General features: G+C 43.8%; 12 protein-coding genes, 1 tRNA gene, 1 other RNA gene and 1 pseudogene. 5 read left to right on the forward strand and 10 right to left on the reverse strand.

All coding sequences use genetic code 11. The features are described 5' to 3' along the window. Window positions 1-307: 307 nt before the first annotated feature. The 6 genes from AALA56_RS08605 to AALA56_RS08630 form a co-directional block, all read right to left on the reverse strand. Window positions 308-1,120: an endonuclease/exonuclease/phosphatase family protein gene (locus tag AALA56_RS08605; protein WP_369909644.1), complete on the reverse strand. Its 813-nt coding sequence runs from the start codon at window positions 1,118-1,120 to the stop codon at window positions 308-310. A gap of 12 nt (window positions 1,121-1,132) precedes the next feature. Further along, a complete protein-coding gene (locus AALA56_RS08610; RefSeq protein WP_369909645.1) occupies window positions 1,133-1,942 on the reverse strand; it encodes an endonuclease/exonuclease/phosphatase family protein in 810 nt (269 codons plus the stop codon). Between the two features lie 125 nt (window positions 1,943-2,067). Next, on the reverse strand, window positions 2,068-4,251 hold the full coding sequence (locus AALA56_RS08615) for a PTS transporter subunit IIBC (RefSeq protein WP_369909646.1): 2,184 nt from the start codon (window positions 4,249-4,251) through the stop codon (window positions 2,068-2,070). Between the two features lie 189 nt (window positions 4,252-4,440). Then, window positions 4,441-5,184, reverse strand: a complete 744-nt coding sequence (locus AALA56_RS08620; protein ID WP_369909647.1) for a 16S rRNA (uracil(1498)-N(3))-methyltransferase — start codon at window positions 5,182-5,184, stop codon at window positions 4,441-4,443. A gap of 1 nt (window position 5,185) precedes the next feature. Continuing rightward, entirely contained in the window at window positions 5,186-6,139 is a 954-nt protein-coding gene (gene prmA / locus AALA56_RS08625; protein ID WP_369909648.1) for a 50S ribosomal protein L11 methyltransferase, read from the reverse strand. A gap of 18 nt (window positions 6,140-6,157) precedes the next feature. Beyond that, window positions 6,158-6,628: a DUF3013 family protein gene (locus AALA56_RS08630; protein ID WP_369909649.1), complete on the reverse strand. Its 471-nt coding sequence runs from the start codon at window positions 6,626-6,628 to the stop codon at window positions 6,158-6,160. A 109-nt stretch (window positions 6,629-6,737) separates the two neighbouring features. On the opposite strand from AALA56_RS08630, the gene AALA56_RS08635 reads away from it, so the two are divergent. The 3 genes from AALA56_RS08635 to AALA56_RS08645 all read left to right on the forward strand — a co-directional run bounded on the left by AALA56_RS08635 (window position 6,738) and on the right by AALA56_RS08645 (window position 8,364). Next, entirely contained in the window at window positions 6,738-8,030 is a 1,293-nt protein-coding gene (locus AALA56_RS08635) for a replication-associated recombination protein A (protein WP_369909650.1), read from the forward strand. Between the two features lie 70 nt (window positions 8,031-8,100). Continuing rightward, a non-coding RNA gene (gene ssrS, locus AALA56_RS08640) (6S RNA) lies at window positions 8,101-8,292 on the forward strand. Next, window positions 8,292-8,364 (forward strand) — tRNA-Lys (locus AALA56_RS08645). The genes ssrS and AALA56_RS08645 overlap by 1 nt, the downstream gene beginning before the upstream one ends. 90 nt (window positions 8,365-8,454) lie before the next feature. On the opposite strand, the gene AALA56_RS08650 is transcribed toward AALA56_RS08645, so the two are convergent. Next, the gene (locus AALA56_RS08650) at window positions 8,455-8,892 is read right to left on the reverse strand and encodes a DUF7679 family protein (RefSeq protein ID WP_164683924.1); all 438 of its coding nucleotides are present in this window, start codon (window positions 8,890-8,892) and stop codon (window positions 8,455-8,457) included. A gap of 208 nt (window positions 8,893-9,100) precedes the next feature. On the opposite strand from AALA56_RS08650, the pseudogene AALA56_RS08655 reads away from it, so the two are divergent. Together AALA56_RS08655 and AALA56_RS08660 are read left to right on the forward strand one after the other, a co-directional pair. Then, window positions 9,101-9,864, forward strand: a pseudogene (locus tag AALA56_RS08655) (Rgg/GadR/MutR family transcriptional regulator). Between the two features lie 103 nt (window positions 9,865-9,967). Continuing rightward, the gene (locus AALA56_RS08660; protein WP_369909651.1) at window positions 9,968-11,197 is read left to right on the forward strand and encodes an MFS transporter; all 1,230 of its coding nucleotides are present in this window, start codon (window positions 9,968-9,970) and stop codon (window positions 11,195-11,197) included. An 8-nt stretch (window positions 11,198-11,205) separates the two neighbouring features. Here the strand turns inward: AALA56_RS08660 and AALA56_RS08665 are convergent, their stop codons facing one another. The 3 genes from AALA56_RS08665 to AALA56_RS08675 are packed head-to-tail and all read right to left on the reverse strand — an operon-like array spanning window position 11,206 to window position 13,892. Then, complete coding sequence (locus AALA56_RS08665; protein WP_164683926.1) at window positions 11,206-12,009, reverse strand: ABC transporter ATP-binding protein; 804 nt, start codon at window positions 12,007-12,009, stop codon at window positions 11,206-11,208. Between the two features lie 2 nt (window positions 12,010-12,011). Next, the gene (locus tag AALA56_RS08670) at window positions 12,012-12,911 is read right to left on the reverse strand and encodes an ABC transporter permease (RefSeq protein WP_369909652.1); all 900 of its coding nucleotides are present in this window, start codon (window positions 12,909-12,911) and stop codon (window positions 12,012-12,014) included. Window positions 12,912-12,926: 15 nt separating this feature from the next. Further along, entirely contained in the window at window positions 12,927-13,892 is a 966-nt protein-coding gene (locus AALA56_RS08675) for an ABC transporter substrate-binding protein (protein WP_369909653.1), read from the reverse strand. Window positions 13,893-14,370: the final 478 nt, after the last annotated feature.

The raw sequence follows: 14,370 nt of genomic DNA on the forward strand, positions 1-14,370 counted from the left end.
GCAACCTGACTCCTTTTGAATTCAGGAATCAGGTTGCTTAAGCATTTTATTATTTCACTGTCTACTTGACAGGGAGCCGTTCAAACTAGGACTTTGCTTTATTTTTTATCTTTGTAGCGTTTTTTGTACTCATCCGCAATGATACGATTACGCTTAGCCTTGACCTGCTCATCACTTGAATCAAATAGCCAAGGTAAACCAAATAAAAGAAATATTTCTTTTCATTATAGCATATTTTTCCCATTAAAACAGCCCCGCTAGCGCTTTTTTCATGATAAACTCATAAAAACCAGACGAGGTCTGGTTTTTAATCTTCTAAACTAATATCAACCGCAAGCCCGTAGTGGTCACTCACAATCGGCGAGTGACCGCCATCAAAGGATACGTAGGAAGTATTGACCGTGACGTCACGGCTGACAAAGACATGATCCATCATGAGCTCACGCTCATTGCCATCACTCAGCGTCTCAAGCACTGTAAAGTCTCCTCTGCTGTCAGCTGCGATGGCGTGGCAGTCTTGCAAATGCAGAGGACTGTTGATGACGAGCTGGTAGCCCTTACTGTGCGTGGCTGCATTGAAATTGCCTAAGAGAATATAGGGCTTTGGCTTTTGAGCTAGGGCTTTTTCTAGGCGGTGCCACTCTTCCTCAAAGCCTGTACCTTCTTGGGACAAGTGGACATTGACAAAGGTGATAGTCTTGTTTTCGATAGTCGTTGTAGCAATCAACACACGTCTGGTGTTGTAGTCGTACTCATCGTCTCGGTTTGAGACGAGCAAATCCTGCACTTCAAAAGGTGTCTTTGATAAAATGGCAACCCCTTCATTATACTCATCATAACTGATATGATTATAGACCCAAGACCAGTAGTAAGTCCTGCCGTGTTTTTTGAGGTAATTGACCAAGTACAAAGCGTAGTTGTCCTCATGCACCTTTGGAAAGTCAGACAGCGCTGTAAAGTTCTCCAAGTCACTAGCAACAGCCGTTTCAAGACGTTGGTTAATCTCCTGTAGGCAGATAATGTTGTAGTCCACCTCTAGGATGTGCTCTGCTAAGTCAAACAAACGCTTTAGAGGGAGATTTTCCCTAAACGAGTGAGCATTCAAGGTCAAACATTTCATATTGAGCTCCTTCTACCAGCTGGCGCTAACACCAAAATGGTCACTAAGAATTGGAGAGTTTTCTCCATCAAAGACGACTTGCGAGCTTTTGATAGAGACATCTAAGTTGGTAAAGATATAGTCTACTTTCAGGTCGTGTTCATTGCCTTCCCAGCCATCAATGTTGGCTTCGATAGTATGACTGCCTGAGGTTTTTTTGGCTATGGCATGGCTATCTTTCAAACCAAGCTTACTATCAAGTATCATCTGATACCCTTCGTAGCCGTAAGGGTTGTTAAAGTCTCCCATGATGATAACAGGCAGGTCCTTAGATAGTAAGGTCTCTTCTAATTTTGCCCACTCGCCTTGGAAGCCCTTGTCCCACCATGATAGGTGAACGCTGACAGCTAAAACAGACTTTTGATTAAGCTCAGTCTTGACTGCCAAGGCTCTGCGGGTATGGTAGTCCGTCTCCTTATCCACATCCGATACCAAAATGTCAAAGGCTTCAATCGGCTCTTTAGACAAAATCGCAACACCTTCGTGGTACTTGTCATAGCCGATGTGATTATAAGCCCAAGACCAATAGTAGGTTTTTCCCTTGTCTAACAGCGCTAAAACGAGCAGTAAAGCGTAGTTGTCCACATGAATAGCGGGTGAGCTATCAAGTCCTTGATAGTTAGGCACTTTCGTTGCGACTTGACTGGTCATTTCTTGATTGATTTCTTGTAAGCAAATGAGGTCATAGTCGTTTGCTAGGATATCATCTGTCAGCTTTGCTAGTTTATCTAGGGGATTGTCTTCCATCCAAGAATGCGTATTGAGAGTTAGAACTTTTGTCATGTCATGTCCTCGCTAATTTATTTACCTTTTATTCTACACCATTAGAGGTCTATCGTCACTTAAAAATAGAAAGAAGAGCCTAGAACAAACTGCTCCAGACTCGACTTAGTTATAAACTTGATAGATTAAAGTTCAACGGTTGCGACTGGTGTTTTCGCTGCTTGTTTACCTTCTTTTTCGAGTGTCACGCTCTTAATTTCAGCAGTGTTTGTAAAGGCAACGATGATTGTTGTTTCACGTCCTGCTGCTTTGATAGCGTCAAGGTCAGCTACAAGGAGCAAGTCACCTGCTTCAACACGTTGTCCGTCTGATACTTTAGCAGAGAATGGCGCACCATTTAGCGCAACAGTATCAAGACCAACGTGCACAAGCACTTCAAGACCATTGTCTGTGAGTAAGCCAAGGGCATGTTTTGTTGGGAAGACGCTAGTGACAAGACCAGAAACTGGTGCGTAGACATTACCGTTTTCAGGCTCAACAGCAAAACCATCACCCATCATTTTTTGTGAGAAGACTGGGTCTTTGACAGCTGTGATAGGGATAACCTCACCACCTGCTACAGAGACAACAGTATCTTTCACACCTTTGAATTGGCTAGCTTCAGGAGACTTGTCCTCAACCTTTTCAAGGTCAACAGTTGGGATGTCAACACCTGAGTCAAGAAGGTCTTGGATATCAGATTTCAAAACGTCAGCTTTTGGTCCATAAACCGCTTGGACACCTGAACCTTTAATGATAAGTCCCATAGCTCCTGCACGTTTCCATGCGTCCTCGCTACCGACTTTTTCAACATCATTAACCGTTACACGAAGACGTGTCATACATGCGTCAACATCAGCGATGTTTCCTTTTCCACCAAGAAGGTTGATAATAGTGACAACTTGTGAGTTAACAGGAACGTCAACACCAGCAGTTGCAGTGTCAGTTGTAACGTCAGAATCGTCGTAGTTACCGTTACGTCCTGATGTTGCAAGGTTGAATTTCTTAATCATGAAGTTAGAGATGAAGTACATGATAACACCAAAGAGGACTGTTACCCAAATGAAGTTCAACACATCTCCTAACAAACCGGCTTTAATCGCCATTGGCACACGAGTCAAGAACTCGATATTACCAAATGAGTGAACACGCAAGTGAACGAGATCCGCCATAGCAAAGGCACAACCTTGAACAACAGCGTAAACAAGATAAAGTGGAAGTGCTGCAAACATGAACATATACTCGATAGGTTCAGTTACCCCTGTCAAGAATGTTGCTACCGCAGCAGAGAGGAACATAGATTTGTATTTACGTTTTTTGTCGTCATCAACATTGCGGTACATAGCAAGGGTAAGTCCCATAAGGATACCAGAAGCACCGATCATTTGACCGACTTTGAAACGAGCTGGAGTGACAGTATTTAAAAGATCGTTGTAAGCTGCAGTGTTTCCTGAACCTTTAAGGTTGATAAGGTCAGTTACCCAAGCAAGCCACAATGGGTCCTGACCGAGCACTTGTGTCCCTTTAGCAGCTCCTGTTAGGACAGTGTAGGTACCACCCAACTGCGTATAGTTCATTGGGATTGTCAACATGTGGTGCAATCCAAATGGAAGAAGCAAACGCTCTAGCGTACCATATAGGAATGGTGCCAAGAATGGTGCTGTGTCTTGTGAGCTTGCAATCCACATACCAAAGCCGTTGATACCAGCTTGGATAAGTGGCCAAACAATAGCAAGAACAAGCGCTACGATTGTAGAACGTAGGATAACAACGAATGGAACGAAACGTTTCCCATTGAAGAATGAGAGAGCGTCTGGAAGTTTACGGAAGTTGTAGTATTTGTTGTAAGCTGTCGCACCAACAAAACCAGAGATGATACCAACAAAGACACCCATGTTAAGCGCTGGCTGACCAAGCACGTTGATGAAGTAGTCTGAGATGTGCATTGCACCACCAAAGACATTGTGGACAGTACCTTTACCTGAAGCGATTTGGTCAACGCTAACACCGTAGAAGTGACCTGTAATCAAGTTAATCAAGATAAAGGCAATACCTGCGGCAAAAGCACCACCTGAGCGCTCTTTTGCCCAGCTACCACCGATAGCTAGTGCAAATAAGATGTGCAAGTTGTTGATAATCCCCCAACCGATTTGGGCAATGATGTTACCAACTGTTGCAAGAATTTGTGAGTTAGCATTGATAAGCGGTAGTGAGTTACCGATACTAACCATCAAACCAGCCGCTGGCATAACGGCGATAACAACCATTAAGGCTTTACCAAATTTTTGCCAGAATTCAAAGCTGGTCAAATTTTTGAACAACTGTTTCATAATATAACTCCTTTTCGGGTTGCGTCTAGTTTATTGTTGTGCAACCGTTTGCATTTCTTGATACTATTTTACCACATTTTTGTAATTTGTAAACCTTTTCGAGGTAAAAAATTGTTATTTTTTAAATTTTTTGACTTGTAATAGATTTCATAACATCAAAAAAAGCCCTTTTTAAGGGCTAAATAAACATTAACGATTGAGTTCTAAAGCGTAGCTGATAGCAGATAGAGCATACAGCGGAGCCGTTTCCGTACGCAGGATACGAGGTCCTAAGCCAACTAGCAAACCACCTGCTTTTTGGTAAGCTGCTATCTCATCAGGAGAAATACCACCTTCTGGACCAAAAATCAAAAGAACCTTACTATTTGCTTCTAATTGTTGGAGAGCGTTCGCAAATGCCGAGTGCTCTCCTGTCTTTGCAGACTCCTCATAAGCCACCAAAATAAGGTCAAATTGTGCAAGTTCTTGCATGAAATTGTCCTTAGTTGCAAAGAATTGCACGCTGGGAAGGTGATTGCGTTTGCTCTGCTCAGCGGCTCCTTGGACAATTTTCTCAAGCTTTTCCTGACGTTTTGTGAGTTTTTTCTTGTCCCATTTGACCACCGACCAGTCTGCTGGATATGCCCAGAGATTTGCCATACCAAGCTCAGTCCCCTTTTGAGCGACCAAATCCAGCTTATCACCTTTTGGAAAGCCCATAGCGATGGTGACTTCAACAGGCAGCTCGCTATTTTCAGCTAGATCCTCGACCAGATCAAACTGATGTAACTCGCTGTCCACCACCCTAGCCAAGCGCTTGATACCATCCTCAAAGACCAAAACGACCTCTTCATCTGTGCTAAGACGCATGACTGAAAACATGTGCTTGAGCGTTTCCTTATCTGTAATGGTGATGGGATTTTCTAGCTTCTGCTTGATAAAATACTGCTGCATGCTACCCTCCGATAACGCCAGAGATGTCGTCTGTTTTTTTAAAGACAAGCGCATTCCACTCGCCTTGGATGAGGTGGGTTTCAAGGAAAAAGCCAGCTTCTTGCGTTGCCACTACAACCATGTCCAGCTTATCAGCGATAATCCCTGACATAATCAAATACCCTTCATCTTTGACCAAACGATAAGCGTCCTCCACAAGATTGACCAAAATATCAGCTAGGATATTAGCAACAATGACATCTGCCTCTTGTGTAATGCCCTGTAAAAGGTCGTTTGCTGAGACATGGATATTGTCTGTATTGCTGTTAAGGTCGATATTTTCTTGCGCAACACGCACAGCGACCTCATCAAGGTCATAGGCGTAAATCTCCTTGGCGCCTAGAAGAGAACTAGCGATAGAGAGCACGCCAGAGCCCGTCCCCACATCAAGCACCGTCTCACCACCACGAAGAACCTGTGATAAGGCAAAAAGACTCATCTTGGTCGTCGGGTGCGTCCCTGTCCCAAATGCCATACCAGGGTCAAGGTGAATCACCTTCTCACCTGCAGTCGGCTCATAGTCTGTCCAGCTCGGCACAATGGTCAAATCGTGTGTGATACGAGTCGACTCATAATATTTCTTCCAATTCTCCGCCCAGTCCTCCTCGTCCAAGGTCTGGCTGCTGAGCTTAGCAGGACTTGCTAAGAGCCCCATGCCCTCAAGCTCAGCTAAGCGCTCTTTGAGTGCAGAGGTGACTTCTGCTAAGTCGAGGGTATCTGGGTAGTAAGTCGTGATAGCAATGGTTTCATTTTGCTCCACTTCTGGGAAAATCTCGCCGTAGCGGTCTTCTTGCCCCACATAGTCTGCGCTATCAGCGATAGCGACCCCTTGACTCCCTAGCTCAATCAAGAGATTTGAGACTACTTCTTCTGCCTCACGGTTTACCCTAATCGTCACTTCTTGCCATGTTTCCATCTCTGTCGTCCTCCATTTCTAATATCTCGGGTAAGGATAAAAGTCGGTCTCAACGAGAGCTTTCTTGCCCTCTTCAAAAGCCGCTTCAGCCCATGTCATAGTAAATTCTTCCTGACTCTCATCCTCTAGAAAATCTAAAATGCCATCCAGCCCTTGGTCAGCTGTTTCTTGTAAAAATGCCGCAAAGTAAGCCAAAAATTCCCTAGAATAGCCTTTTTTAGGCAAAAAAGGAAGAGCCACCAGATAATCCGACGCCTCAAAGCGAGACTTGCTCGGGTCATAAAAGATAACAAACTCCTCTAGAGCAATATCGCCATCCAAAACCTCGCCATCAGCGGTCATGGTCGCAATCTTCTCGGCATTCGCCGCATCAAGGATAAAACTCAACTCCACTGCGTGGTTGCGCTTATCCCAATTCAGCTCATAATCGTAAGAAAATCCCTTGTCCAACTCTTCTTCTAACACTGATAAAAAGCCATATTTAGCCATTGTTGTCCTCAATTCCTTCGTTCTTAACTCTAATTCTACCACAGTTTTTGTTATAATAGAATATAGAAAGGTCTTTAGTGACTTTTACAAACGCAAAGGACAATAACGTATGCCAAATAATCTTGCACTGCGGATGAGACCTCGCACGATTGATCAGGTGATTGGGCAACAGCACTTGGTTGGGGAGGGGAAGATTATCCGCCGAATGATTGAAGCTAATCGCCTGAGTTCCATGATTCTCTATGGTCCGCCAGGGATTGGCAAAACCTCTATCGCCTCTGCTATCGCAGGAACCAGCGATTATGCCTTTAGAACCTTTAACGCTACGACGGACAATAAAAAACGCCTGCAGGAAATCGCTGAGGAAGCCAAATTTTCTGGGGGATTGGTGCTGCTGCTTGATGAGATTCATAGACTTGACAAGACCAAGCAGGACTTTTTGTTGCCACTCCTTGAGAATGGCAATATCATCATGATTGGAGCGACCACTGAAAATCCTTTTTTCTCTGTTACACCCGCTATTCGTAGCCGTTTACAGATTTTTGAGCTAGAGCCATTGACCGTTGAAGAGGTCAAAACAGCGCTCAAAATAGCCCTGTCTGACAAGGAGCGTGGCTTTGACTTTGATGTTAAACTGGATGAGGATGCGCTTGACTTTATCGCAACAGCTACCAACGGAGACCTGCGCTCAGCGCTCAATTCTCTTGACCTTGCGGTCATGTCGACTAAGGAAGATAAGGACGGCACTCGCCACATCACTCTTGACACCGTTGAAAACAGCTTGCAGCGCAGCTATATTACCATGGACAAGGACGGGGATGGGCACTACGATGTGCTGTCTGCTCTACAAAAGTCCATCCGTGGTAGCGACGTCAATGCTAGTCTCCACTACGCTGCACGTCTCATTGAGGCAGGAGATTTGCCCAGTCTGGCTAGGCGCTTGATTGTCATCGCTTATGAGGATATCGGACTTGCCAACCCAGACGCTCAAGTCCACACTGTGACCGCACTTGAAGCTGCAAAGTCTATTGGTTTTCCAGAAGCTCGTATTTTGATTAGTAATGTCGTTATCGACCTTGCCTTATCGCCAAAATCAAATTCGGCTTATCTAGCCATGGACAAGGCTATCGCTGATTTGCACCAAAGCGGTGCTCTGCCTATTCCAAGGCACTTACGAGATGGACACTATGCTGGTAGCAAAGACCTTGGCAATGCTCAAAACTACAAGTATCCGCATAATTATCCTGAAAAATGGGGAGCTCAGCAATATCTGCCAGATAAGTTGCAAGGCAAAAACTACTTTGACCCTAACCACACGGGAAAATACGAGCGAGCTCTCGCTGCCAACAAAGAGCGTATCGACCATTTATCACAGAATGAAAAGGGCAACGCCACTTTTTAGCAATCGTTTTCCAAAAAATAAGATTTAGCACTTGAAATTTTCTGAGAAAGTGGTATTATAGAAACATAGAAATCTGCTGTGGCATACGAATTCACATCGAGTGTTGACCGACTATTTTTTGTATTTTCGGGAAACATAAGTCTTCTAACAGTATGCAAGCCGTCTCACACGGAAGCAACTGAAGTTAGAGCGAGTTGCCCACCTGCTTATTCTGTGCGGGTTCAATACAAAACGTGAATCACGGTGCCAATACAGCACCCAGCCTCCTTAGCTCAGTTGGTAGAGCAGTGGACTCTTAATCCATGGGTCACAGGTTCGAGCCCTGTAGGGGGCATGTAAAATGCTTTGAAAGCCTTGTTTTAAAGGCTTTTTTCTTTTTTTGAGCTAACGACATGAATGGTAAAAAACTAGTCTCCTAATGAGACTAGTTTTTTCTTCTATTCTTATATTTTCTGTGGCGTCTACGCCAACGGTAATAGTCTAGGGTAAGGAGAACCTTGTTTTTGATAGGGTAGTCGTGTTGGATGAATTTGGCACTTTCCCAGAAATGCTTGATACCTGGAGTTTGCCAGTTAGATTGAATTAGAAATTGCCCACGACTTCGCTCGTCCTGCTCCTCTCTACTGTAGAAAAATTTGCAAATCTTGGTCAAACGAATCGTTGGCTGAAAGTCATTTTCTGCGGTGTAGGGCTCTGTCGCAATATTGATGAGACCGCCTCGCAAAAGCTCTTGCCAAGCTCCACGGTTGGCGTGAAAATATTGGCGCATTGGCAGTTGCAAATCTCTTGGCAACTGCAAAATACGATGAGTACCATTGAGCTCTTCAACCTCGACATAAAAGTAGATTTTTCGCTTTGCCATTTTAAGTTTTCTCAACTCTTCCGATATAATTTAGCCAAACCTTTTTCTTTTCGTTTTTTATTATACCATATCTAGCGGGAAATATATTATAATAAAGGAACCGACCTCACAAGGACTCTTTATGGATTTAGGAGCTACTTTCAAACAACTACGGACATCACGTCATATCACCCTCCAGGAAGCCTGCAAAGACGATTTTTCACCCTCCATGTTATCTAGGTTCGAATCTAGGCAAAATGACCTTTCAGCAGGTAAGTTTCTCACTGCACTTGAGCATATCCATACAGATGTCAATGAATTTTTGTACTTAGCTCATGGCTTTACACCATCTGCTTTTGCTGCATTGTTAGAAGCCATTTTCAACCTTGAAACACAGATGGATGTCGCTGGCTTAAGAGCCCTTTATGAGAGGGAAGCTGCTTTGTCTTCTCGTGAACACGCTGTCAATGCTCTCGTCATCAAGGCACATCTCAAAGCACTAGATGATAGCGTCACTATGACCGAGAAAGAAAGTCGTTTTTTGCATGACTATCTGTTTGAGACAGAGATTTGGGGAAGATACGAGCTAGAGCTATTTGCCATCAGCACGCCCCTGCTTAGTGTTGAGCTCTTTAGCAAATATACACGAGAAATCTTGCGTAAAACAGATACTCTTGGCGATCTTCCAGAAAATCGTGCCATCATCCACACTATGCTCCTTAATGGCTTTCTACTCTCTATGACGAGGAGGATTTTGACAATGCCACTTACTTTGACCAGCAGATAAAGAAGCACTTTTATCATGAAAAAGAAGCCTACTTTCGGATTGTCTACCTTTTTGCCCAGGGCTTGTTGACTTATAAAAAAGGGGATAAAGTAAATGGTACAAGGCAAATGCAAAAAGCTATTTCGATACTTGAAACTCTTGATTGCCAAAAGGCTGCGAGCTACTATCAAAGGTCACTAGACCTCTTACTACAGGCAGATAACTGATACCATTTCAAAAAGAAGTGGTGTTTTTTTGAACATATGCAACTTTTTTAGCAAGCGTCCTCCCCTCGTCTATAATAAAGGCAAATAGAAAGGAGAGCTTGCCATGCATCTCATCATCAAAAATAAAGTCTACCGTCATTTGCTATTGTCACGTATCTTAGATAACCTCGGAGCTTCTCTCTACAATATCGTTTTTGTCGTTTATGCTGCTACTTGCTTTAAGTCGCAAATCATCGTCAGTATCGCCAATATCACCATGATGATACCCACTTTATTTAGCCTTTTGGTTGGGACAAGAGCCGACAAAACCAAGCAAAAAGGGCGCTGGCTGATAACGTGCGGCTTTGTCCAATCTAGTCTTTTCACACTTGTTGGCTTTATCATTAACAAGCCAAGTCTTTTAGTCTTTACCATTGTTTGCTTAGTCAATATCATCAGCGATTGCTTGAGTGACTATGCTAATGGCTTACGTTTGCCGATTTTACAGAAACAAGTCGCTAAAGAGGACCTGGTTAGCACCTATGCTAGCAGTCAATTTGCCATCTATATCTGTAACCTTTTAGGTCAAACACTAGGCATTTGGTTACTAACGATTGCCAATCAACAGTTTGCTTTTATCGCCTTTATCAACGCACTATCCTTTATCCTAGCGTCACTAGTGCTATTTCCTATAAAACAGGACTTAACCTACCAGCACACTGCGCTAAAAGAAGAGATAAGCTCATCACCAAAGCAGGCAAAAGACTTGTTTTTGCAAGTCAAAACGATTTTTCAAGAGCAGGAAAGCGTCCATTTTATCCCGCTACTGCTTAGCATTATGCTGATCAATATGCTCGCTAGCGCTATGACATCTATTTACAATATCATCTTACTCAAGAAACCCTTGTTAGGGCTTAGCTACAGTCAAGGCGTTTTGATGGTTGAGGTCGCTATGATTGGTGGGCTTTTAGTAGGAAGTCTGTCAACACGAGATTATTTCGCCAAACGCTCACTTAAAACTTTAGTCAACCTTGCGGGAGTTATGCTGCTTCTGACAGGGCTTAGTCAACTCTTTTCTCTACCAGCCATTTTTAGTTTATTGTTTCTCTTTATAACTTGCTTTTTATCTGGAAAGGTCAACCCCAAGCTCAATGCGCTGCTGTTAAGCCAATTACCAAGCCAAGTCCTCGCTCGTGTGAGCAGTTTTCTGACCTTACTCTTTACCTTATCAGCTCCACTAGGTGTTGTCATCTTTAGCTTCATCACACCTTTTTCAGAAAAGCTGACTTGGCTCTTGTTTACAGGATTGGCTTTCCTTTCTGTTCTCTTCACCACACAAAAAAAGTTGAGCTAAGCTCAACTTTAACCGAGCACAAGAGCGTCGTCTGTTAGCTCTTGTCCGCTATTTTTGTGGAAGAGTTCCATCAACTGTGCAACGGTTAGGTTCTTTTTCTCCTCGCCAGAGATGTCCACAACGATTTTGCCGTGATAGAGCATGACCAGACGATTACCATAGGTGATGGCATGCTCCATGTTGTGAGTAATCATGAGACTGGTGAGTTTTTGCTCTTTGACGATTTTATTGGTCAACTGCATAACCATCTCGCTGGTCTTAGGGTCTAGGGCAGCAGTGTGCTCGTCTAAAAGGAGCACTTTTGGTCGGACAAGGGTCGCCATAGACAGCGTCAAGGCTTGACGTTGCCCCCCTGAGAGAAAGGCAGCGTCGGTTTTGAGGCGGTTTTCTAAGCCCAAGCCAAGCTCACTCAGCACGCTCTTAAAGAGCTCACGCTCCTTATCTGTGACAGCATTTTTAAAGAAGCTGCGCTTTTTCCCACGACGAAAGGCAATCGCCATGTTTTCTTCGATGGTGAGATTGGTCGCTGTTCCCATGCGAGGGTCTTGGAAAACACGGCTAATCGCTTTGGCACGTTTTTCAACAGAGTCTTTTCGGATAGACTTGCCCTCGAGTCTAATATCGCCCTCATCAATGGTAACAAGTCCTGCAATACTGTTTAAAAGCGTTGATTTTCCAGCGCCATTTCCTCCGATAACGGAGATAAAGTCTCCTTCATTGATGGTCAAATCAAGCCCTCGAAGGACATGATTTTCATTGACAGTGCCTTTTTCAAAGGTCTTATGAATACCAGCAAGTTCCAGTAAAGCCATAACTAGTCACCTTCTTTCGTTAATGTTTTTGAGGGGCGCACGCCCAATTTGTTGCGCAACTCTGGGATGTAGAGAATAACGGCCAGAAGAATCGCTGACACCAGCTTAATCATCTGCGCTTCGATGTCGGTCGTTAGGATAAAGACGATAATCAAGCGGTAGATGACAGAGCCAAGCACCAATGACCACAGGCGTTTACCAAGCGGCAAGTGCTTGATAATGACCTCAGCAAGGATGATTGAAGCTAAGCCGATAACGATAGTACCAACCCCCATGTTGAGGTCAGCATAGCCGTTGTTTTGCGCTAAGAGCGCTCCTGAGAGTGCGATAAGCCCATTTCCAATCATGTAACCTAAAATCTTCATACGGTCGACTTTGATACCGTTAGCCTGTCCCATAGCGACATTGTCTCCCGTCGCACGGAGCGCAAGACCCAGCTGAGTATTTAAGAAAAGGTACAAAATCAAAATCACTAAAACGACAAAGACACTACCAATCAATAGAACAGAGCTGGTTCTATCCAAGCCAAGCTTTGCAAACATGGTCACAATCGTCTCATGTGTCGACAGATAGACGTTTGAGCTGCCTAGGATAAGGAGATTGACCGAATAAAGTCCTGTCAGTGTGATAATCCCTGTCAGAAGAGCTGGAATTTTCATCTTGGTGTGCATGATACCTGAGACAAAACCAGCCAACATCCCGCCAAGCATACCACAGAAAGTCGCTAAGATAGGATTGATGTCGTGCATGATACACAATGCACAAACCGCAGCTCCCATCGGAAAAGCTCCCTCAGCAGACAAGTCTGCAATATCTAAAATACGAAAGGTGATGAACACCCCGATTGCCATAATGGACCACAACAGCCCTTGAGAAATCCCTGATAATACAATATCTAACATAAACATCCTCTACTTTTATTCTGTAATGTGACTCACGTCAACGCTCAAGAGTTTTGCCATTTTCTTGTTGACCACGACCTTGACAGCTTTAGGGTATTCAGCCGGTATATCTGCTGACTTTTTCCCTTTTAAAATCTGAATCGCCATCTTGGCGGTCTGACGTCCAAGGCTCTCATAGTCTGCTCCGTAGGTGAACAAGACCCCCTGCTCCACCACGTCCGCAGAACCTCCGATGACAGGTACCTTCATTTCCTTAGACAGCTCTGTCACGAGATTGATGGAGCTAACAATGGTGTTATCTGTCGGAATAAAGAGCGCATCGCTCTTAGACATGAGGCTCTTTGCCGTATCTTGCACGTCGTTGGTGGATGAAATCCCCTTGACCACTGTTTCGATACCTGCTTTTTTAAAGAGCTTTTTAGCTTGATTGACCTGCACCTCGGAGTTGCGCTCGCTCGTGGTGTACATGATACCGACCTTCTTGACATTTGGCAACACCTCTTTGAGAAATTCCACTTGCTTGGCAATCGGCGCCATATCACTGGTTCCTGTAGCGATACCACCAGGGTGCTTCATGCTTTTGACAAGACTAGCGGACACAGGATCCGTCACATCGGTAAAGAGAATTGGCACATCCGTTGACAGACTCGCTAGCGACTGCGCAGCCGTTGTGGCAATCCCTAGCACAAGATCATTTTTTCGAATCAGCTTTTCAGAGATAGACTGAAGATTAGACTGATCACCTTGGGCGTTTTTATAGTCAATCACGATGTTTTTGCCATTCACATAGCCCTCTTTTTTCAGCTCATCAATAAAGCCCTTTCTAGAAGCCGTCAAAGACGGGTGCTCTACATACTGCAAGATACCGATATGCTTGGCGTCCTTGTCAGCTGTTTTTTCACTCTCTGACGTGCTCGAACAGGCACTAAGCACTAACACAGCAGCACTAAGCGCTAACAATCCCTTTAGGAAACGTTTCATCATTTCTCCTTTTCTAAAATGCTATCAAAAAACCAGCTAGATAGATAAACTAGCTGGTTAATGCCTATGTTTACATAGCAGTGACAGCCAGTTAGAAGACTTTTATCTAATCGGCTAATCATCACAAAAGGCTTTAGCTTCATAGATACAAACTCATAACGTCTGTACCTCATAGCTACAAACGTCTATCTAGAAACTAAAGCAATATCCCTTGCTCTTTACAATCACTGCTACTCTTGGCATTTCGTCCTCCTCACCTCACGGTGTAAAATGTCTAATAGTTAATATTACTATACCTTTATTTAAGAAACTTGTCAATAGATTTTTAAAGGATGTATGTGGTAGAATTTTTTAGAATACACATCTCTGTATTCCGAAGGAGAACTTGTTACCGAGTTGTAAATAAAAGTTCTAAAATGAAGTTAGCCACTTAAAAGTATGAAAAAACACCTCAGAGAGATATAATTGTAATCACCAC

Source organism: Streptococcus hyointestinalis (assembly GCF_041225505.1).
GTDB classification, from domain to species: Bacteria; Bacillota; Bacilli; order Lactobacillales; family Streptococcaceae; genus Streptococcus; species Streptococcus hyointestinalis_B.